This is a genomic window from Type-C symbiont of Plautia stali, assembly GCF_059730935.1.
On record NZ_AP035923.1, the window covers coordinates 1,946,555 to 1,967,093 of the forward strand.

At 58.0% G+C, this 20,539-nt stretch carries 21 protein-coding genes; 12 read left to right on the forward strand and 9 right to left on the reverse strand.

Annotation, left to right across the window (positions count from 1 at the left end; translation table 11 throughout):
• Positions 1-131 precede the first annotated feature (131 nt).
• Positions 132-701, reverse strand: coding sequence for a CoA pyrophosphatase (locus tag AC6I7J_RS09115; protein ID WP_211726123.1), 570 nt, complete (start codon positions 699-701; stop codon positions 132-134).
• A gap of 1 nt (position 702) precedes the next feature.
• Positions 703-2,055: an aminodeoxychorismate synthase component 1 gene (gene pabB / locus AC6I7J_RS09120; RefSeq protein WP_058771244.1), complete on the reverse strand. Its 1,353-nt coding sequence runs from the start codon at positions 2,053-2,055 to the stop codon at positions 703-705.
• Positions 2,056-2,170: 115 nt separating this feature from the next.
• On the opposite strand from pabB, the gene AC6I7J_RS09125 reads away from it, so the two are divergent.
• On the forward strand, positions 2,171-2,356 hold the full coding sequence (locus AC6I7J_RS09125; protein WP_021510035.1) for a YoaH family protein: 186 nt from the start codon (positions 2,171-2,173) through the stop codon (positions 2,354-2,356).
• Between the two features lie 13 nt (positions 2,357-2,369).
• Here AC6I7J_RS09125 and AC6I7J_RS09130 read toward each other — a convergent pair whose 3' ends face one another.
• On the reverse strand, positions 2,370-2,714 hold the full coding sequence (locus AC6I7J_RS09130; protein WP_021510036.1) for a RidA family protein: 345 nt from the start codon (positions 2,712-2,714) through the stop codon (positions 2,370-2,372).
• Positions 2,715-2,839: 125 nt separating this feature from the next.
• Here AC6I7J_RS09130 and yoaA point away from each other — a divergent pair, with 125 nt between their 5' ends.
• The 5 genes from yoaA (at position 2,840) to rnd (ending at position 9,267) form a co-directional block, all read left to right on the forward strand.
• Positions 2,840-4,750 (forward strand): DNA repair helicase YoaA, encoded by a 1,911-nt coding sequence (gene yoaA / locus AC6I7J_RS09135; RefSeq protein WP_058771245.1) that lies wholly within the window; start codon positions 2,840-2,842, stop codon positions 4,748-4,750.
• 52 nt (positions 4,751-4,802) lie between these two features.
• Positions 4,803-5,504, forward strand: coding sequence for a tRNA (adenosine(37)-N6)-threonylcarbamoyltransferase complex dimerization subunit type 1 TsaB (tsaB, locus tag AC6I7J_RS09140; protein WP_058781824.1), 702 nt, complete (start codon positions 4,803-4,805; stop codon positions 5,502-5,504).
• A gap of 60 nt (positions 5,505-5,564) precedes the next feature.
• Positions 5,565-6,158, forward strand: coding sequence for a Slp/YeaY family lipoprotein (locus AC6I7J_RS09145; protein WP_132462409.1), 594 nt, complete (start codon positions 5,565-5,567; stop codon positions 6,156-6,158).
• A 208-nt stretch (positions 6,159-6,366) separates the two neighbouring features.
• Complete coding sequence (gene fadD / locus AC6I7J_RS09150) at positions 6,367-8,040, forward strand: long-chain-fatty-acid--CoA ligase FadD (RefSeq protein ID WP_132462411.1); 1,674 nt, start codon at positions 6,367-6,369, stop codon at positions 8,038-8,040.
• Between the two features lie 105 nt (positions 8,041-8,145).
• A complete protein-coding gene (gene rnd, locus AC6I7J_RS09155; RefSeq protein WP_498007183.1) occupies positions 8,146-9,267 on the forward strand; it encodes a ribonuclease D in 1,122 nt (373 codons plus the stop codon).
• Between the two features lie 55 nt (positions 9,268-9,322).
• On the opposite strand, the gene minE is transcribed toward rnd, so the two are convergent.
• The 3 genes from minE to minC are packed head-to-tail and all read right to left on the reverse strand — an operon-like array spanning position 9,323 to position 11,149.
• Positions 9,323-9,592, reverse strand: coding sequence for a cell division topological specificity factor MinE (gene minE, locus AC6I7J_RS09160; RefSeq protein ID WP_010616394.1), 270 nt, complete (start codon positions 9,590-9,592; stop codon positions 9,323-9,325).
• A gap of 3 nt (positions 9,593-9,595) precedes the next feature.
• Complete coding sequence (gene minD / locus AC6I7J_RS09165) at positions 9,596-10,408, reverse strand: septum site-determining protein MinD (RefSeq protein WP_211726126.1); 813 nt, start codon at positions 10,406-10,408, stop codon at positions 9,596-9,598.
• Between the two features lie 33 nt (positions 10,409-10,441).
• Positions 10,442-11,149 carry a septum site-determining protein MinC gene (minC, locus tag AC6I7J_RS09170; protein ID WP_021510043.1) on the reverse strand — a complete coding sequence of 236 codons (708 nt, stop codon included), beginning with the start codon at positions 11,147-11,149 and terminating at the stop codon, positions 10,442-10,444.
• 153 nt (positions 11,150-11,302) lie between these two features.
• Here minC and AC6I7J_RS09175 point away from each other — a divergent pair, with 153 nt between their 5' ends.
• The 3 genes from AC6I7J_RS09175 to ycgN all read left to right on the forward strand — a co-directional run bounded on the left by AC6I7J_RS09175 (position 11,303) and on the right by ycgN (position 13,020).
• The gene (locus AC6I7J_RS09175) at positions 11,303-11,578 is read left to right on the forward strand and encodes a YcgL domain-containing protein (RefSeq protein WP_021510044.1); all 276 of its coding nucleotides are present in this window, start codon (positions 11,303-11,305) and stop codon (positions 11,576-11,578) included.
• A gap of 270 nt (positions 11,579-11,848) precedes the next feature.
• Positions 11,849-12,508, forward strand: a complete 660-nt coding sequence (locus tag AC6I7J_RS09180) for a fumarylacetoacetate hydrolase family protein (protein ID WP_498007184.1) — start codon at positions 11,849-11,851, stop codon at positions 12,506-12,508.
• A 65-nt stretch (positions 12,509-12,573) separates the two neighbouring features.
• The gene (gene ycgN, locus AC6I7J_RS09185; protein WP_021510046.1) at positions 12,574-13,020 is read left to right on the forward strand and encodes a cysteine cluster protein YcgN; all 447 of its coding nucleotides are present in this window, start codon (positions 12,574-12,576) and stop codon (positions 13,018-13,020) included.
• Positions 13,021-13,077: 57 nt separating this feature from the next.
• On the opposite strand, the gene dsbB is transcribed toward ycgN, so the two are convergent.
• Positions 13,078-13,608, reverse strand: a complete 531-nt coding sequence (dsbB, locus tag AC6I7J_RS09190; protein WP_498007185.1) for a disulfide bond formation protein DsbB — start codon at positions 13,606-13,608, stop codon at positions 13,078-13,080.
• Between the two features lie 309 nt (positions 13,609-13,917).
• Here dsbB and fadR point away from each other — a divergent pair, with 309 nt between their 5' ends.
• The gene (gene fadR, locus AC6I7J_RS09195; RefSeq protein ID WP_058757728.1) at positions 13,918-14,637 is read left to right on the forward strand and encodes a fatty acid metabolism transcriptional regulator FadR; all 720 of its coding nucleotides are present in this window, start codon (positions 13,918-13,920) and stop codon (positions 14,635-14,637) included.
• A 277-nt stretch (positions 14,638-14,914) separates the two neighbouring features.
• Here fadR and AC6I7J_RS09200 read toward each other — a convergent pair whose 3' ends face one another.
• Positions 14,915-16,450 (reverse strand): SpoVR family protein, encoded by a 1,536-nt coding sequence (locus tag AC6I7J_RS09200; RefSeq protein WP_498007186.1) that lies wholly within the window; start codon positions 16,448-16,450, stop codon positions 14,915-14,917.
• A 499-nt stretch (positions 16,451-16,949) separates the two neighbouring features.
• Here AC6I7J_RS09200 and AC6I7J_RS09205 point away from each other — a divergent pair, with 499 nt between their 5' ends.
• Positions 16,950-18,251 carry a D-amino acid dehydrogenase gene (locus tag AC6I7J_RS09205; RefSeq protein WP_498007187.1) on the forward strand — a complete coding sequence of 434 codons (1,302 nt, stop codon included), beginning with the start codon at positions 16,950-16,952 and terminating at the stop codon, positions 18,249-18,251.
• Between the two features lie 21 nt (positions 18,252-18,272).
• Complete coding sequence (gene dadX, locus AC6I7J_RS09210; RefSeq protein WP_058774602.1) at positions 18,273-19,343, forward strand: catabolic alanine racemase DadX; 1,071 nt, start codon at positions 18,273-18,275, stop codon at positions 19,341-19,343.
• On the opposite strand, the gene AC6I7J_RS09215 is transcribed toward dadX, so the two are convergent.
• The gene (locus tag AC6I7J_RS09215; protein ID WP_338671086.1) at positions 19,336-20,529 is read right to left on the reverse strand and encodes a multidrug effflux MFS transporter; all 1,194 of its coding nucleotides are present in this window, start codon (positions 20,527-20,529) and stop codon (positions 19,336-19,338) included. The genes dadX and AC6I7J_RS09215 overlap by 8 nt on opposite strands.
• Positions 20,530-20,539 lie beyond the last annotated feature (10 nt).

Here is a 20,539-nt window from a genome sequence, read left to right on the forward strand (position 1 = left end):
TAATCGCCAGCGGGCGGCAGCGAGCAGCTTTTCGCATGAAATAAACTAATTATAAACCACAGAAATAGTTATCCGTATCCCCGGATGTGAACGGGATCAATTTTTCGGCCAGGGTGAAACGGGACGGGGGATCAGGGCAGGGCGATCTGCTGGCCGAGCGCGCGCAGGATACCGGCGGTCATGCCCCAGATAAAATAATCTTCATACCACGACAGCCACACCTGGTGCTGGCGATGACCGCGGCGCAGCGTCAGTCCGCTGTAGCGCCCCAGTCGCAGCGCCTCTGCGAGCGGCATGGAAAAGGCGCTTTCAACTTCATCCGGGTTGAGCCGCAGCGGTAAGTGCGGCGGAATGATACCGACCACGGGCGTGACGGCGAAACCGGTACTGCTGGTGACTGGCGGTAACACGCCGACCACCCGCACCTGCTGCGGCGCGATGCCCACTTCTTCCTGCGCTTCACGCAGCGCGGTGGCGATCAGCGAATCGTCAGTGGCATCCATCATGCCACCGGGGAACGCCACCTGCCCGGCGTGTTTGCGCAGTAGCGCGGAGCGGCGGGTCAGCAGCAGTTCAGGCTGGTCGCCATCAATCACCGGTACCAGCACCGCGGCACGGCGTCCGCTGATCACGCTGTGCGCGCTCGCCAGCGGCGGCTGCAGCACAAAGCGACTGAGAAACTGCGCCAGCGTCAGCTCCATATCACGCTTCATCACGCAGACAGGGCAGAATACGGTTGAGCTTGTGCAGCGTCTCCTGATATTCCGCCTCAGCATCGCTGTCAGCCACCAGACCGCCACCCGCCGCGCAGTACAGCTGCTGATTTTCGGCAATCAGCGTGCGGATGGTAATGCTGCTGTCCATACGCCCGCACAGGCTGATGTAGCCGATACTGCCGCACCACGCATTGCGCCGCTGCGGTTCGAGTTCTTCGATGATCTCCATGGCGCGGATTTTGGGCGCGCCGGTAATAGAGCCGCCGGGGAAACAGGCGCGCAGCAAATCGGTAGCGGAGAGCGCGTCTGGCAGCCTTGCCCGCACCGTGCTCACCAGGTGATGCACCGCCGGGAATGGCTCCACCACAAACAGCTCCGGCACGCTAACGCTGCCCGGCTCGGCGACGCGGCCAATATCATTACGCAGCAGGTCGACAATCATCAGGTTTTCCGCCCGATCTTTTTCGGCGCTGGCCAGTTTCTCCGCCTGCAGCCGATCGGCCTGCGGATCGGCCAGACGCGGCAGCGTGCCTTTAATCGGCCGGGTTTCAATCTGCTGTTGCTGCAGCGAGAGAAAACGCTCCGGCGACAGACTCAGCACGGCACTGTGCGGCAGACGAAGGAAGGCGCTGAACGGCGCGCGGTTGGCGCGGTTGAGACGTAAAAACGCCTGCCACTCATCGCCGCGATAGCTGGCCTGGAAACGCTGCGCCAGATTAACCTGGTAGCAATCGCCCGCCTGGATGTAGGCCTGCACCGCCTGGAAACGCGCGGCGTACTGCGCATAGCTCATATTGGCCTGCCAGTCGCTGGTCAGGGCAAAGGGTTTGGGCTGCGGCACCGCCAGCGCCTGTAGCCACTGCCAGCGCTGCTCCGCGTCGTGCAGGGCAATCAGCGTCAGCGTCTGGCGATGATGATCGGCAATCAGCGCCCAGTCATAAATGCCGACCGCCATATCCGGCGTGTGTAAATCCTGCTGCGCCCGCTGCGGCAGCGTTTCGAAACGGCGACCGAGGTCATACCCAAACAGACCCAGCGCGCCGCCCTGAAACGGCAGATTTGCATCAAACGCCGGCCGGATGCCCAGCGCGTCCAGCTGTTGCTGCACCAGCTGCAGCGGATCGGCGTTAGAGTGGCTGATGCCGGTGCCGTCGTCGATGGCGGTGCTGTCACCGCGCGTCGTCAGGGTCACCCGCGGGTCGGCGGTGAGGATATCGAAACGGTTATCCGCGTGCTCGGCGTGACCTGAGGTCAGCAGCATCGCCCACGGACGGTGCGCCAGCGTGGAAAAACGGTGTAAAAGTGTATCGGGCGTATACTGTAGCGAGAGGGTTTTCACGTTCGTTTGGCTAAATCAGTTCAGCAGGCAGGCGCGTAGCCTGGCATATTTTTTTGCTGCTGGCACCTGTTTGTTCAGCGTGGAATAATGCGTCCCCCCATTACAGGAGTGCATCATGTTTTCAGGTCTTCCGGCTTTATCGCACGAACAACAGCAGCAGGCAGTGGAACGTATTCAGGAACTGATGGCCGGCGGCATGTCCAGCGGGCAGGCGATTGCGCAGGTGGCGCAGGAAATTCGCCAGAACCATCAAGGCGAAGCGATTCGGGCGCGCTTCGAAGAGGACGAAGACGACGAATAGCGCCCGGCGAGCGTTATAGCGCGGCGATGATTTTGATTTCCACTTTATAGCGCGGATTCATCAGGCCGGCCTGCACCGTGCAGCGTACCGGCGCATTACCCGGCGAGACCCACGCATCCCAGGCGCGGTTCATCGCGGCAAAGTCCTCTTTGTCTACCAGGAAAAGGGTGGCGTCGAGAATTTTGCTTTTATCCGAACCCACGCGCGTCAGGATGCGGTCAATCACCGCCAGCGCGTTGGCGGTCTGCGCTTCCGCATCGTCATCCAGATTCTCCGGCACGCTGGTGTAATACACGGTCTGGTCATGTACAACCGCTTCGGACATGCGGTGCTCGGCATCAATACGCGTAATGGTCATGCTGTTCTCCTTTATTTTTGCTGCGTTAGCCTGCCATATCCCATGGCCGGCTGTCATCTGTTGTGGTCGCCTGCGGTGAATCCTGACATAATTACAGTAGTTTTAAGAGCAATCGGTGAGGATGTGTGGCAGACGATTTTGCAGCGGATGGCGCGTTAGCGCAGGCGATTCCCGGCTTTAAGCCGCGCGCGGCACAGCGCGAAATGGCGCAGGCAGTGAGCGAAGCGGTGCAGCAGGCGGGCGAGCTGGTGGTCGAGGCCGGCACCGGCACCGGTAAAACTTATGCGTATCTGGCACCGGCGTTGCGGGCGAAGAAAAAAGTCATTGTATCGACCGGTTCCAAAGCGTTGCAGGATCAGCTCTACAACCGCGATCTGCCGACCATTGCCCGCGCCCTGGCGTTCAGCGGCAAAACCGCGCTGCTGAAAGGGCGCTCCAACTATCTGTGCCTGGAACGGCTGGAGCAGCAAAATCAGACCGGCGGCGATCTCAGCGTGCAGGCGCTCGGCGATCTGATTAACGTGCGCAGCTGGTCTTCGGAGACCGTTGATGGCGACGTCAGCAGCTGCGCCGGCGTCGCGGAAGACAGCCCGATCTGGCCTTACGTTACCAGCACCAACGATAACTGCCTCGGCAGCGATTGCCCGCTGTACAAAGATTGCTTCGTGGTGAAGGCGCGCAAAAAAGCGATGGATGCGGATGTGGTGGTGGTGAACCATCACCTGTTTCTCGCTGACCTGGTGGTCAAAGAGGGGGGATTTGGCGAACTGATCCCGGAAGCTGACGTGATGATCTTCGACGAAGCGCACCAGCTGCCGGATATTGCCAGCCAGTATTTTGGCCAGCAGCTGTCGAGCCGGCAACTGCAGGATCTCGCCAAAGACATTATCCTTGCCTACCGCACCGAGGTGCGCGATGTGCAGCAGCTGCAGAAATCCGCCGACCGGCTGGCGCAGTGCGCACAGGATTTCCGCCTGACGCTGGGCGAGCCCGGTTTTCGCGGCAATCTGCGTGACCTGCTGAGCGACAACAACATCATGCGCATGTTTACGCTGCTGGATGATGCGCTCGAGCTGTGTTACGACGTGATTAAGCTGTCGCTGGGCCGTTCCGCGCTGCTGGACGCTGCCTTCGAGCGTGCCGCGCTGTATCGCACCCGGCTCAAGCGTTTACGCGCGATTGATGAACCGGGCTTCAGCTACTGGTACGAATGCAGCAGCCGGCACTTTACGCTGGCGCTGACGCCGCTGTCGGTCGCGGAGCGCTTCCGCGAAGTGATGGACGGACGCAAAGCGGCGTGGGTGTTTACCTCGGCGACGCTGGCGGTCAACGAACAGATGAGCCACTTCGCCAGCCGGCTCGGTGTGGATAATGCCCGCACCCTGATCCTCGAAAGTCCGTTTGATTATGCGCAGCAGGCCTTGCTGTGCGTGCCGCGCAACATGCCGGAACCCAACTATCCTGGCGGTGCGCGTCAGCTGGCACGCATGATGAAACCGCTGATTGAAGCCAACAAAGGACGCTGTTTCTTCCTGTGCACCTCGCACAAAATGATGCGCGAGCTGGCGGCGGAGTTCCGCGCCTCCATGACCCTGCCGGTGCTGTTGCAGGGCGAAACCAGCAAAGGCCAGCTGCTCAAACAGTTTCTTGATGCCGGCAACGCACTGCTGGTGGCCACCAGCAGCTTCTGGGAAGGCGTTGACGTGCGCGGTGATGCGCTGTCGCTGGTGATCATCGACAAGCTGCCGTTTACCTCACCGGAAGATCCGCTGCTGAAGGCGCGCATGGAGGATTGCCGTCTGCGCGGCGGCGATCCGTTCAACGATGTGCAGCTGCCGGACGCGGTGATTACCCTCAAGCAGGGCGTGGGCCGTCTGATTCGTGATACCGACGATCGCGGCGTGCTGGTGATTTGTGACCAGCGGCTGGTGTCGCGTCCGTATGGCGGTCTGTTCCTTAATAGCCTGCCGCCGACACCGCGCACCCGCGATTTACAGCGTGCGATTGACTTTGTGCGTCCGCCAGAGCAGCACTAATTTGTGCCAGGCTGTGGTAAGATGCGCGCCATTTTGATTCTCTGAGGTTGTTATGTCCGCCCGAATTTTAGCCCTGGACACTGCGACAGAAGCCTGTTCTGCCGCGCTGCTGAATCAGCAGCAGATCGATGCCCGCTTCGAAATCGCGCCCCGCGATCATACTCAACGTATTCTGCCGCTGGTGCAGGAATTGCTGCAGGCGCAGTCGCTGGCGCTGAGCGCGCTGGACGCGCTGGCGTTTGGCCGCGGGCCCGGCAGTTTTACCGGCGTGCGCATCGGCATTGGCATCGCGCAGGGCCTGGCGCTGGGCGCAAATCTGCCGATGATTGGCGTATCCTCGCTGGCAACCATGGCGCAGGGCGCCTGGCGTTTGACCGGGGCAACGCGCGTGCTGGCGGCGATTGATGCGCGCATGGGTGAAGTCTACTGGGCAGAATATCAGCGTGATGAGCAGGGCGAGTGGCAGGGCGCTGAGAGCGAAGCCGTACTCAAGCCGGAAGCGGCACAGGCGCGCATCGCGCAGCTGAGCGGCGAGTGGGCCACCGTCGGCACCGGCTGGCAGGCTTATCCGCAGCTGCTGGCTGGCACGACCGGGGCACAACTGCTGACCACCACGGTCACGCTGCCTGCCGCAGAAGATATGCTGCCGCTGGCGCTCAGCGCCTGGCAGCGCGGCGATAGCGTGGCGGTGGAAAATGCTGAGCCGGTTTATCTGCGCAATGAAGTGGCATGGAAAAAATTGCCGGGGCGCTAGGCGCCTACGCAACTTATTTTTGCGCCTTCAGTCTAACGGAGAAATAACAGGAGAAGTGCTATGCCAATTAGTCGTAAAGGGATGTCTGGCGCTCTGTTAGCCTGTGCGCTGTTGCTCAGCGGCTGCGTGTCAGTGCCGGATGCCATTAAAGGGAGTTCTCAGCTTCCACAGCAGGATTTATTACGCGTGATGAATGCGCCGCAGCTGTATGTCGGCCAGGAGTCGCGCTTCGGCGGCAAAGTCGTGAAGGTGACCAACCTCAACGGCCTGACCCGGCTGGAAATTGCCACTCAGCCGCTGGATGACAGCGCGCGACCGCGCCTCGGTGCTGCCTCCATTGGCCGCATTTATGCGGACATTCATGGCTTTGTTGATCCGATCGACGTCAATAATCAGTACGTCACGGTGCTGGGCAACATCAAAGGCACCGAGAAAGGGGAAATTGGCAAAGCCAGTTACACCTTTGTGGTGATTGATGTGCGCGGTTATCAGCGCTGGCATCTGACTCAGCAGGTGATGACGCCGCCGCAGCCGATCGATCCGTGGATTTGGTACGGGCCGACGCGTCGCCATCCCGGCTATTGGGGCCCTAATCCCTACTGGGGCATGAACACCGGCGGTCCGGCGCAGGTCGAGACCATTCTTACCGAATAGCGCTAAACAGGTTTTTTTACGGCCCGGTCGCGGTGCTCGCGAACGGGCCTTTTTATTGGGCGCGCAACCGATGCGCGAAATTTAGTGATGCGCCTCGCAACCTGAAAATGCCGGAACAGGCAAACTGGTACAATCAGTTAAAATATTGTTAACAACACTGATTGCAGAGGCGGCGATGGCTACGCAACAAGAATATCGGGGTGAATCTTTGAACAAGGTTTGGCTGAAACGCTATCCGCCAGATGTACCAGCGGAAATTAACGCAGACCGTTATCCCTCTTTGGTCGATCTTTTCGAACACGCAGCGCAACGTTATGCCGATCAGGTGGCTTTCATTAACATGGGCCAGCCAATGACTTACCGCCAGCTGGAGCAGCAGAGCCGTGCTTTTGCGGCCTGGCTGCAACAGGGATTAGGCTTGCAGCAGGGCGATCGCGTCGCGCTGATGATGCCGAATCTGCTGCAGTATCCGGTGGCGCTGTTTGGCGTCCTGCGTGCCGGTATGGTGGTGGTGAATGTTAATCCGTTGTACACGCCGCGCGAGCTGAAGCACCAGCTTAACGACAGCGGTGCCAGTGCGATTGTCATTGTCTCCAACTTCGCCCATACGCTGGAAAAAGTGGTCGCGGAAACCCCGGTTAAGCACGTGATGCTGACGCGCATGGGCGATCAGCTGGCGCCGGTAAAAGCCACGCTGGTGAACTTCGTCGTTAAATATGTGAAAAAGCTGGTACCGAAATACCATCTGCCAGGGGCGGTACCGTTCCGTCATGCGCTGCAGCAGGGCGAGCAGATGAGCTATCATCGTCCTGTCATCAATAATCAGGATCTGGCATTTCTGCAGTACACCGGCGGCACCACCGGCGTGGCGAAAGGCGCCATGCTGACCCACGGCAACATGCAGGCTAATCTGGAGCAGACCAAAGCCACCTACGGTAAACTGCTGCGCGCCGGTCAGGAGCAGGTGGTAACCGCGCTGCCGCTTTATCACATCTTTGCCCTGACGGTGAACTGTCTGCTGTTCCTCGACCTGGGCGGCACCAACCTGCTGATTACCAACCCGCGCGATATTCCCGGCTTCGTTAAAGAGCTGAGCAAATTTCCCTTTACCGCCATCACCGGTGTTAATACGTTGTTCAACGCCCTGCTGAACGATGCCAATTTTAACCAGCTGGACTTCTCCACACTGCGTCTGTCTGCCGGTGGCGGCATGGCGGTGCAGAAAGCGGTGGCCGAGCGCTGGGAGAAACTCACCGGGCACTATTTGCTGGAGGGCTACGGACTCACCGAATGCTCACCGCTGGTGTCGGTTAATCCGTATGATATTACCTGCCACACCGGCAGCATCGGTTTGCCGGTTCCGTCGACGGACGTGCGTATTGTCGATGATGAAGATCGCGACGTACCGCCGGGCGAACCGGGTGAACTGTGCATTCGCGGGCCGCAGGTCATGATTGGCTACTGGCAGCGGCCGGATGCCAGCGAGGAAGTGCTGAAAAATGGCTGGCTGCACACCGGTGATATTGTTACCGTGGACGCTGAAGGGTTTATCCGCATCGTCGATCGTAAAAAAGACATGATACTGGTGTCCGGCTTTAACGTGTATCCTAACGAAATCGAAGATGTGCTGATGCAGCACGCCAAGGTGCGCGAAGCGGCGGCGATTGGCGTGCCGAGCGATCTCTCCGGCGAAGCGGTGAAAGTGTGCATCGTGAAAAAAGATCCGTCGCTGACGAAAGAGGAAGTGCTGGATCATTGTCGCCGTCAGCTCACCGGCTATAAAGTGCCGAAGATTATCGAGTTTCGTGATGAGTTGCCGAAGACCAACGTCGGTAAAATTTTACGTCGCGAATTGCGCGACGAGGCGAAGCGTGAAGCGTAGTACTGGCTTCCGCTGAATGCTCAGGTTAACGCCGGCACCGTCCGGCGTTTTTATTGCTTTTAACATGGAGCGCTGTGCGAGGTTTGTCGCAGCGAGAAAGACAACGTGAATTACACCCTGATCGACCACAATGACCAGCTGGCCACCGTATGCCAGCAGGCCCGTCAGCATCGCGCCGTGGCGCTGGATACCGAATTCGTGCGCACCCGCACGTACTATCCGCAGCTTGGCCTGATCCAGCTCTTCGATGGCGAGCAACTGGTTCTGATCGATCCGTTAACCATCAGCGACTGGGCGCCGTTTGTTGCGCTGCTGCAGGATCGTCAGCTGACCAAGTTCCTGCACGCCGGCGGGGAAGACCTCGAAGTCTTCCTGCATCGTTTCGGCTGCCTGCCGGAGCCGATGATCGATACGCAGATTCTGGCCGCTTTCGCCGGGCAGCCGCTGTCGTGGGGCTTTGCGGCGATGGTCAATCATTTCAACCAGATTGAGCTGGATAAGAGCGAAGCGCGCACCGACTGGCTGGCGCGTCCGCTTACCGAGCGGCAGTGTCAGTACGCTGCGGCCGATGTGGCTTATCTGCTGCCGATCGCCCATCAGCTGGTGGCGCAGACCGAAGCGGCAGGCAACATGGCGGCGGCGCTGAGTGAATGCGCTACGCTGTGTCAGCGCCGTCTTGACGTACTGCAGCCGGAAGAGGCGTGGCGCGATATCACCAATGCGTGGCAGCTGCGTCCGCGCCAGCTGGCGGTGCTGCAGCGTCTGGCCGCGTGGCGTCTCAACCTCGCCCGGCAGAAAGACATGGCGGTGAATTTTGTGGTGCGCGAAGAGAACCTGTGGAAAGTCGCGCGCTTTATGCCCGGCAGCCTTGGCGAGCTGGATCATCTCGGCCTGAACGGTCACGAAATCCGCTTCCACGGTAAGGCGCTGGTGGCGATGGTGGCAGAGGCGCAGGCGCTGGATGAGGCCGCATTACCGCCGCCGTTGCCTAATCTGATTGACCACGCGCATTACAAGCAGGCGTTCAAAGCGATTAAAGCACTGGTACAGCAGGTGAGTGAGCAGACCGGTTACAGTCAGGAGCTGTTAGCATCACGGCGCCAGATTAACCAGGTGCTTAGCGTGCACTGGGGACTGAAAAGCGCCACGCGTCCGCCGGAACTGCTGGCAGGCTGGCGGGGTGAGGTGTTGAAAGCCGGTATCGACGAGATTTTACACACGCTGTAAGCGGAACGTTTTCCCCTGCGCAACCACGCAGGGGAAAATCAGGAACCCGCTACAATCATTTAGGAACGTCTTCCGTCTCCGGCAGCGTCACGTTGAGCTCGAGGATAGAGATGTCATCCCCTTTCTGATCCAGCTGCACCGTGACCATGTCCGGGTCAATTTTCACGTATTTACAGATCACTTCCAGGATATCGCGCTTCAGCTGCGGCAGATAGTGGGGCTCACTGTCGCCCCTTCTGCGTTCGGCCACGATAATCTGCAGCCTTTCCTTGGCTATGTTGGCTGTGTTCTTCTTACGGGATAAAAAGAAATCAAGTAATGCCATTGGTTATCCCCCGAACAGGCGTTTCAGGAAACCCTTCTTCTCTTCTTCGATAAAGCGGAAGGGGCGTTCTTCGCCAAGCAGGCGATCTACGGTATCAGCGTAAGCTTTACCGGCGTCAGAGTTTGCATCGAGGATCACGGGCTCACCCTGGTTAGACGCGCGCAGCACCGACTGATCTTCCGGAATCACGCCCACCAGAGGAATGCGCAGGATTTCCAGCACGTCTTCCATGCTCAGCATGTCGCCACGCGTTACGCGTCCCGGGTTATAGCGGGTCAGTAACAGGTGCTCTTTTACCGGATCTTCGCTGTTTTCAGCGCGACGTGATTTCGACGAGATGATGCCGAGAATACGGTCTGAGTCACGCACGGAAGAGACTTCCGGGTTGGTGGTAATGATTGCTTCATCCGCGAAGTACAGCGCCATCAGCGCACCGGTTTCGATACCGGCCGGCGAGTCGCAGACGATAAAATCGAAGTCCATTGCCGCCAGGTCGTTCAGCACTTTTTCCACGCCTTCGCGGGTCAGGGCATCTTTATCACGGGTTTGTGAGGCGGGCAGAATATAAAGCTGCTCGGTGCGCTTGTCGCGAATCAGTGCCTGATTCAGCGTCGCATCGCCCTGGATAACGTTGACAAAGTCATACACCACGCGGCGTTCACAGCCCATGATCAGGTCGAGGTTACGCAGACCGATATCGAAATCGATCACCACGGTTTTTTTGCCTTTCTGCGCTAACCCTGTGGCGATGGCCGCGCTTGACGTGGTCTTGCCAACGCCCCCTTTACCCGATGTAACTACAATGATGCGTGCCATAAATGTTGATTTCCTTAACGAAAGAAAAGGGGCCTAATTAAGTGTCTGGATGGTGAGCGCGCCCTCTTTAAGGCACAGGCGCGCGGCTTTACCAAAGAATTCCGCCGGGATCTGGTCCATGATCCAGTATTCGCCGGCAATGGAGACCAACTCTGCTGACAGGTTGGTGCAAAAAATCTGGCAGTCGCGATCGCCGCTGGCACCGGCCAGCGCGCGGCCGCGCATCATGCCGTAAATATGAATGTTGCCGTCTGCCACCAGTTCGGCACCGGCGCTGACGCTGCTGGTGACGATCAAATCGGCGTTGCGCGCGTAAATCTGCTGACCGGAACGCACTGGCGTATTGATGATACGCGTTTTGCTGGCCGGTTCGCTGACCGGTGGCGCGACCGCTTCCGGCTCCGGCGCGGGCGCATCAGCGCGTTTGCGGTTCTCTTTACCCTCTGACAGCACCGGCAGGCCAGCGCGGGCAATCATCTTTTTCAGGGCTTCATCTTTACAGCCGCTCACGCCCACAATGCGTAAGCCGGTGGCACTGACGGCCTGCTGCATCTGCTTCCAGTTGATGTCACCGTTCAGGGCTGACACGTTCAGCACCACCGGCGCGTTGTGCAAAAAAGCCGGGGCCTGGTCGATTTTGTCCTGCAGCGCCTGACGAATCACCTCGGGTTGCGAATGGTGCAGATGAACAACTGACAGGGTAAAACTGCTGCCCTTGAATTCGATTGGCGATTGCGACATCTGTCCTGACTCAGTCCTGTTTTACGACCCTGAAGTAAACGCCGATAAAATCGTCATTAACATCCGCGGGTCAATATTCGAAGTTCTGCAAGCATGTTATAGTTACTGCTATATTCAGGCAAGTGACGCCCTTAGTTAATTCGAGTAAAAAATATGTTTTGTGTGATCTATAGAAGCCCGCAACGTGACCAGACTTATCTGTATGTAGAAAAAAAAGACGATTTTTCGCGCGTCCCGGAAGAACTGCTGCGCGGCTTTGGCAAACCGCAGCTGGCGATGGTGCTGTCCCTCGACCAGCGCGACAGGCTGGCCAACGCTGACATCAATAAAGTGAAGCAGGGTTTAAGCGAACAAGGTTATTATTTGCAGATCCCACCGCCGGTTGAAAGTCTGCTCAACATTCATCTTGAACAGGGTAAAAAAGTTTAATTCAGATTCATCTGTAAAAATATATCCTGTAAATATAATCAGTGCTTCGGCATTAATTTAATTGCTCACCTTAACCCATTATTGTGGGCAATAATCGTTGTCTTAAGCGGCGGACCTGATGAACAGGGGAACGGCTTTTGCCGCTTTCCGTCACGTGCGCCGCGATAAACCCGCTAATATAGTGCTCAGCAGCCTGCCACGTTCCGGCGGCTGATGAGACATCTTCGCCAGCGCGGCTGGCACCTAACACAACTCAAGCAGGGGATTAGCATGTATCAGCATCGTAACTGGCAGGGCGCGCTGTTGGATTATCCGGTCAGCAAAGTGGTGTGCGTCGGCAGCAACTATGCAAAGCATATTAAAGAGATGGGCAGCGCCACCCCGAGTGAGCCGGTGGTGTTTATCAAACCGGAAACCGCGGTGTGCGATTTGCGGCAGCCACTGTCGATCCCGGCCAGCTTTGGTGAGGTGCATCATGAAGTGGAGCTGGCGGTGCTGATTGGCGCTACCCTGAAGCAGGCCAGTGAAGAGCACGTGGCGAAAGCGATTGCCGGTTATGGCGTCGCGCTGGATTTAACGCTGCGCGATTTGCAGGCCGGGTTTAAGAAAGCCGGTCAGCCATGGGAGCGCGCCAAGAGTTTCGATAACTCCTGTCCGCTGTCAGGGTTTATCCCGGCGGCTGAATTCAGCGTCGATCCGCAGGATGCCGAACTCAAACTGGTCATTAACGGCGAGGTGCGCCAGCACGGCACTACGGCAGATATGATCCACAAAGTTCTGCCGCTGATTGCTTACATGAGCCAGTACTTTACGCTGCGCGCCGGTGACGTGGTGCTGACCGGTACGCCTGAAGGCGTGGGCCCGCTGCGCTCCGGCGATAAGCTGGAAGTGTCGCTGGCTGGTCACGGTATCAGCACCCGCGTACTGTAATACTTGCATCACCGCACCTGAAGCTTTATAAGGTGCGGTCTTGTTGCTCAACCCGGACCGCTATCATGACCGACCAACCTTTCTGGCAGACCAAACGCCTGGACCAAATGAACGACGCAGAGTGGGAATCGCTGTGCGACGGCTGTGGACAGTGCTGTCTGAATAAGTTGCAGGATGCGGATACCGATGAGATTTACTTTACCAACGTCGCCTGCAATCAGCTCAACATTAAGACCTGTCAGTGCCGCAATTATGAGCGTCGCTTCGAGTACGAAGAAGATTGCATTAAGCTGACGCGCGAGAATCTCACCACCTTTAACTGGCTGCCGCGCACCTGCGCTTACCGGCTGTTGGGGGAGGGTAAAACGCTGCCAGCGTGGCACCCGCTGATTGCCGGGTCGAAGAAGGCGATGCATGCTCAGCGTATTTCGGTGCGATACATCGCGGTGCGCGAGAGTGAAGTGCGCGACTGGGAAGAACACATTATTGACCGGCCGGATCGGAACGGCTGATAACGCAACAGGCAGCCGCGGCTGCCTGTTTTGTCTGAGACTTAGTTTGACTGGGAATCAGCGACCAAACAGATCGCGACGTTTTGCTTTGAACGGTTGCGCAATCAGCACCAGAATGCCCACCAGCAGATAAGCGGCAAAAATCACGATCATCCACTGCGGCATGCTCCAGGTCAGGAAAGTCCATCCGCGTTCGGCGCAGTCACCGCTGGCGACAAATACCGCCGGCAGCCATTTATCCAGCGGCAGCCAGCTCGGGAAGCGAGCAGCAAAATCGCAGGTCACAAACGGGTTGGGATGCAGCTGAATCATGGTGTGCTCATAAGAGAGGCGTACCCCTTCATAAGCGCTGTAGAGCCAGATGGCAATGCCTGCCCAGCGCAGCGGCGTTTTAGGCGCAATTGCACCCACCAGGCCGGCGCCCATGACGCCAAACAGCGCACAACGCTCATAGATACACATTACGCAGGGTTGCAGTCCCATCACGTGCTGAAAGAACAGCGCAACCAGTTCAAAAACCAGGGCGGTCAGGGCCATTAATAACCAGGCACCGCGTCCGCGTGAGCATTGATTCAAGTATCGCAACATATTGCTTTTCCCGTAGCCGTTAATGCATCGCAGTGTAAACCAAAAGCGTACCCGTGCCAGCCAGGCAGGGGGAAAAAATCATGTATAAAAATGACTTATCCCTGATCCACGCCAAAAAATCGTGGCTTTTAGCACACGGCATCAAAAGCGCCCACGCAAGCGCAGCGTAACCCACGGCTTTTTTCGCTGCGCAGCGGCTGAATTTTGCGCCAGCGCGCGCTTTTAATCCGCTGGCAGGCTATTTCCGCTATGACCCCTCTGGTATGATGAGTGCCATTACGACAAAGAAAGCAACGAGAAATAAATGCTATGGTGATTAAGGCACAGAGCCCTGCAGGATTCGCTGAAGAGTACATAATTGAAAGCATCTGGAACAGCCGTTTTCCGCCGGGATCGATTCTTCCTGCTGAACGTGAGCTTTCTGAACTGATCGGCGTGACCCGCACCACTCTGCGTGAAGTGCTGCAGCGGCTGGCTCGTGATGGCTGGCTGACCATTCAGCATGGTAAACCCACCCGCGTCAATGATTTCTGGGAAACGTCTGGTCTTAATATCCTCGAAACGCTCGCCCGTCTTGACCACGACAGTGTGCCGCAGTTAATTGATAACCTGCTGTCAGTGCGCACCAATATCGCGTCGATCTTTATCAGTCGCGCGCTGCGCCATCATCCGGATAAGGCGCGTGAAGTGCTGGAGAGTGCGCTGAGCGAGGAAGATCAGGCTGAAGCCTATACCGAGCTGGATTACCGCGTGTTTCGCGGCCTGGCCTTTGCTTCCGGCAACCCGATTTACGGCCTGATTCTCAACGGTCTGAAAGGGCTGTACACCCGCGTTGGCCGCCATTACTTCTCAAATCCGGAAGCGCGTGAACTGGCGCGTAACTTTTATCGTCAGCTGGCGGATCTGTGTGGCAAACAGCCGACGCAGGATCAGATCGTCGACAGCGTGCGTAACTACGGCCGCCGCAGCGGTGAAATCTGGCACAGTATGCAGAAAAGCATGCCGGATGATTTGAGCAGTAAGCGTTAAGTTTGCCCTGCCAGGTACGGTTTTAGCCGGGCACAATTTTGACTGACCTGACGCGTCGGCTGATGCAAGGGCAATCCGCAGCGCTGAGGCTTTTACGTTGCGCCAGGAGATTCCCGTGGGAAGCGGGAATCAGGCCGGGCCGGTCAGGATGACCGATACCGGCCGGTCCGTAAGGCGTAACGTAAACGCCGCAGGTACCGCGTAGCGGCGCGAGGACCTGGCCCGGCAGCAGCCGATGCGGCAGGTCCAGCGCAACCCTGCGCGTTTTATCTTCCTCTCAAAGCGCCGGTCCGCGCGCCGGACAGCGATCCAGCAGCTCCACGCTGCCATCTTCGTTCTGCTGTTCCAGATTGACATCAAAACCCCACAGCCGATGCACATGCTTCAGCACATCGCGACGGCTCTTATCGAGCGGGGCGCGCTGCTGCGGCACATAGCGCAGCGTCAGCGAACGGTCACCGCGCAGGTCAACGTTGTACACCTGGATATTCGGCTCCAGATTGCTCAGATTGTACTGCGCCGACAGCTGCTGACGAATCGCACGATATCCCGCCTCATCATGAATGGCGGCAATCTCAAGATAGTTATTGCGATCGTCGTCCATCACCGTAAACAGACGGAAATCCCGCATCACTTTCGGCGACAGGAACTGACTGATGAAGCTCTCGTCTTTAAATTCGCGCATGGCGAAATGTAGCGTCTTCAGCCAGTCGGAGCCGGCGATGTCCGGGAACCAGTAGCGATCTTCCTCGGTTGGCGACTGACAGATGCGCTTGATGTCCTGGAACATGGCAAAGCCCAGCGCATACGGGTTGATACCGTTATACCACTGGCTGCTATACGGCGGCTGATACACCACGTTGGTATGACTGTGCAGGAACTCCATCATAAAGCGTTCCGACACTTTGCCCTCATCGTACAGGTGATTCAGGATGGTGTAGTGCCAGAAGGTCGCCCAGCCTTCATTCATCACCTGGGTCTGTTTCTGCGGGTAAAAATACTGGCTGACTTTACGCACAATGCGCAGCACTTCACGCTGCCACGACTCCAGCAGTGGCGCGTTCTTTTCCATAAAGTACAGCAGGTTTTCCTGCGGCTCAGAGGGATAGCGCGCCGCCTCGACCTGAGTAAACTCTTTCTCTTTGCGTGGCAGGGTGCGCCACAGCGTATTGACCTGGCTCTGCAGATACTCTTCCCGGCTTTTCTGCCGCGCTTTCTCTTCCTGCAGCGAAATCTTTTGCGGGCGTTTATAGCGATCGACGCCATAGTTCATCAGCGCATGACAGGAGTCCAGCAGCCGCTCGACCTCTTCCACGCCATAACGCTCTTCGCAATCAGAAATGTAGTTACGCGCGAACAGCAGGTAATCGACAATCGAGCTGGCATCGGTCCAGCTGCGGAACAGGTAGTTGTTTTTGAAGAAAGAGTTGTGGCCATAGCAGGCGTGCGCCATCACCAGCGCCTGCATGGTCATGGTGTTCTCTTCCATCAGGTAAGCGATACAGGGATTCGAGTTAATGACGATTTCATACGCCAGTCCCTGCTGACCGTGTTTGTAGCGCTGCTCGGTTTCGATGAACTTCTTGCCGAACGACCAGTGGGCATAATTGATGGGCATCCCCACGCTGGAGTACGCATCCATCATCTGCTCGGAGGTGATCACTTCAATTTGGTGCGGGTAGGTATCGAGCCCATAGCTTTTGGCCACGCGGTCGATCTCCGCCAGGTAGACATCAAGCAGTTCAAAGGTCCAGTCGGGACCGTCACTGAGTCGTTTGCTGTTGCGGGTTGGCTCGTCAAACATTGTCGTCATAGCGCACCTCTGTTTTGCAAGCGGCAGGCAACAGAGTGTCACCTGTCACGATCGTTTAAGGCTTCATCCTGAGAAAGACAGCCCAAAAAAACTGAGCGAACACTTCAATGATAGTCCACTGTCGCTTATCCGATGCGGGAACTCAATCGAATTCTTTTGGTACAAAATCATCATAATAGGCGTGCTTTGGTAGCTAATAAGGTGATGTGTTATCTGAGTGATAAATTGCAGCATTAAATCCTGTTTATAAGCGCGCGATATGACTGCGGCGCTTTCTCCTGAAAAAAGTGAGATGCTCTGCCTTTCGCATAATAATTCGCTGGTTAACGCTTTTAAGGCACAAAAAACTCTGATTTTGGCGCGACCGCATGATTTCAGTGTGCAGTTAAGTGAAAAACATGTGAAATGAAAGGGTCGAATGTAATATCAGTTCAGCCATCGGGTTATGCTAAACCCGATGGTGATATCAGTTAATTATGCTTTTCTCGATGAGGGGCTTATGCGCGTAGTCATTCTGGGTAGTGGTGTCGTAGGGGTAGCCAGTGCGTGGTATCTGGCGCAGGCGGGGCATGACGTCACCGTAATCGATCGCCAGCCCGGCGCGGCGTTGGAAACCAGTGCCGGCAATGCCGGGCAGATTTCGCCCGGCTATGCGGCACCCTGGGCGGCGCCCGGTGTACCGCTCAAGGCGGTAAAGTGGATGTTTCAGAAACACGCACCGCTGGCGGTGCGACTTGACGGCAGCAAGTTCCAGCTGGAGTGGATGTGGAATATGCTGCGCAACTGCGACATGCGTCACTACCAGGAAAACAAGGGCCGTATGGTGCGCATCGCCGAATACAGCCGCGACTGCCTGAAGGCACTGCGCAGCAGCACCGGCATCGTCTATGAAGGGCGCCAGGGCGGCACTTTGCAGCTGTTCCGCACGCAGCAACAGTTTGACAGCGCCAGCAAAGACATCGCGGTGCTGCGTGAAGCGGGTGTGCCTTATGAGCTGCTGGAAGCGCATCAGCTGCACAGCGTAGAGCCGGCGCTGGCAGGTACCGCGCACAAGCTGACCGGCGGCCTGCGCCTGCCGAATGACGAAACCGGTGACTGCCAGCTGTTTACCCAGCGGCTGGCGGCAATGGCAGCCGCAGCCGGCGTCACTTTCCGTTACGACACGTCAGTGGATCAGCTGTTGCGCGAAGGCAATCGCATCTATGGCGTGAAGTGCGGCGATGAGGTCATCAAAGCCGATGCTTACGTTGTGGCGTTTGGCTCTTACTCCACGGCGCTGCTGAAAGACATCGTGTCGATTCCGGTCTATCCGCTGAAAGGCTATTCCCTGACTATCCCGATCAAAGATCCGCAGGGCGCGCCGGTTTCCACCATTCTGGATGAGACCTATAAAGTGGCGGTGACACGCTTTGATGACCGCATTCGCGTCGGTGGCATGGCCGAAATCGTTGGTTTTAACACCAAACTGTTGCCGGCACGACGTGAAACGCTGGAGATGGTGGTCCGCGATCTCTATCCTGAAGGCGGGTATGTTGAACAGGCTACGTTCTGGACCGGACTGCGCCCGATGACGCCGGATGGCACGCCCATTGTCGGGCGCACGCCGCTGACCAATCTCTGGCTGAACACCGGGCACGGTACGCTGGGCTGGACGATGGCCTGTGGTTCCGGCCAGTTGCTGGCCGATCTGATTTCGGGACGTAAACCGGCCATCGCCGCCGACGACTTGTCTGTGCTGCGTTATCTGCCGGGCTTTGCGGCCCCGGCATCGCCGCTGCGTAATGCCAGCGCGACGCGCTGATACTTCAGGGAGAGTAAAAACATGTCACGTCCTACGGGTGCCACCATTAATCAACAGGCGCTGCGCCACAATCTGGCGATTGTGCGTCAGGCGGCACCGCACGCGCGCGTCTGGTCGGTGGTGAAGGCCAATGCCTACGGCCACGGCATTGCCCGCGTATGGCAGAGTCTGGCGGAGACCGACGGTTTCGCGCTGCTGAATATGGAAGAGGCGATCCTGCTGCGCGAGCAGGGCTGGAAAAAGCCAATTCTGCTGCTGGAAGGCTTCTTTCACGCCGATGACCTGACGCTGATCGATCGCTATCGCCTGACCACCAGCGTACATAGTAACTGGCAGATTCAGGCGCTGGCGAAGGCGCAGCTGTCGGCGCCAGTCGATGTTTATCTGAAGATCAACAGCGGCATGAACCGTCTCGGTTTTCGTCCGGAACAGGCGCAGGCGGCCTGGCACAAGCTGCGTGCGTTGCCCAACGTGGGGGAAATGACGCTGATGGCGCACTTTGCCGATGCGGAAAACCCGCAGGGGCTGGTGGAGCCGATGCAGCGCGTCGAACAGGCGGCGGAAGGGCTAAACTGTCCGCGTTCGCTTGCCAACTCCGCGACCACGCTGTGGCATCCGCAGGCGCATTTTGACTGGGTGCGGCCCGGCATTATTCTTTATGGCGCGTCACCGAGCGGCGACTGGCAGGATATCGCCAGTACCGGTCTGCAGCCGGTCATGACGCTCAGCAGTGAAATTATTGGCATACAGCAGATCAGTGCCGGCGAGGGCGTTGGCTACGGTTATCGTTACCACGCGGCCGCGCCACAGCGTATCGGTATTGTGGCCTGTGGCTATGCTGACGGCTATCCGCGCCATGCGCCAACCGGTACGCCAGTCAGCGTTGATGGCATCCGCACGCAAACGCTCGGGGCGATCTCAATGGACATGATGATGATTGACCTCGAACCCTGCCCGCAGGCGGGTATCGGATCGCGCGTGGAGCTGTGGGGCAACGAGGTGAAAATTGATGAGGTGGCGAAAGCCGCCGGAACGGTAGGCTACGAGCTGATGTGCGCGCTCGCGCCGCGCGTCCCGGTCACGCTTAGTTAAGCGCTGTCACTGTACCACGCATGTTCTTACTGCAGCGCCAGGCGATCAGCGCCAGCGCTGCACCCACCAGCATCATCAGCGCTAACGCTGATTTCTCCGCCACCGGCAGCGCCACCATCGCCAGGCTGCCGCCCGCACCGCCCGCCATCTGAATAAATCCCTGCAGCGCCGACGCCACACCCGCCTGCTGCTGATAGGGCTCCAGCGCATAGCTGGTGGCCGGACCGACGGTGAAGGCCAGGCCGGCCACCGAGATCGCCACCGGAATCATGTACAGCGACCAGTGGGTTTGCCAGGCCGCAGGTAACAGCGTCATCCCCGCCACCAGCAGCAGCGCACCGAGCAGCATGGTGACAAACCCCATGGCGAGACAAAACGGGCGGCCCGCCTTGCGAATGGTTTTATTAACAAAGGCACTCACCAGCATGATCCAGAAACCATTGGCACCAAAGGCAAAGGAGAACTGCAGCGGCGTCAGGCCACCTTCGGTCATCAACACGTGCGGCGCCAGCGAAACGTAGGTCAGCACCATGCCGAGCGCGCCCGCGTTGGCAAAGGCGAAAGCGAGAAAGCGCGGCTGCCGGGCGATGGCAGCATACTGCGCCAGTGGCAGCCCTTTAACGCGCAGCGTGTTCGCCGGACGCGTTTCCGGCAGTGCGACCACCACAATAATGGCAATCACCAGCGCATAACCGCACAGGAACCAGAAGGGCGCACGCCAGCCATAGGCTTCCGCCAGAATACCGCCGAGCAGCGGTGCCAGCGCCGGCACGATGTTCAGCGCGCCATTGAGGAAACCATAAGCGCGCGCCGCGGCATCGCCGCTCAGCCGATCGCGCACGCCGCTAAATGCCACCACCGCGCTACAGCATACCGCGCAGCCCTGAATCAGGCGCGCCAGGAAGAACACCGGCCACACGGTGGCGGTTGCGGCCACTGCGCTGCCGATGATGTAAAGCGCGAGGCCGATCAGCGCGATCGGCTTACGGCCAAAATTATCCACCAGCGGACCGGTGACCAGCTGACCTATACCCATCACCAGCAAAAACAGCGGAATGGTGGTCTGGATCAGACTGACCGGGCTGTTAAGACCTTCGGCAATCTGCGGCAGCGTGGGGAGGTAGAGATCGATGCCCAGCGGTGCCAGCAGCACCAGGCTCAAAAGGAGTAGGGTAAACTTTTGCATTACGAACCAG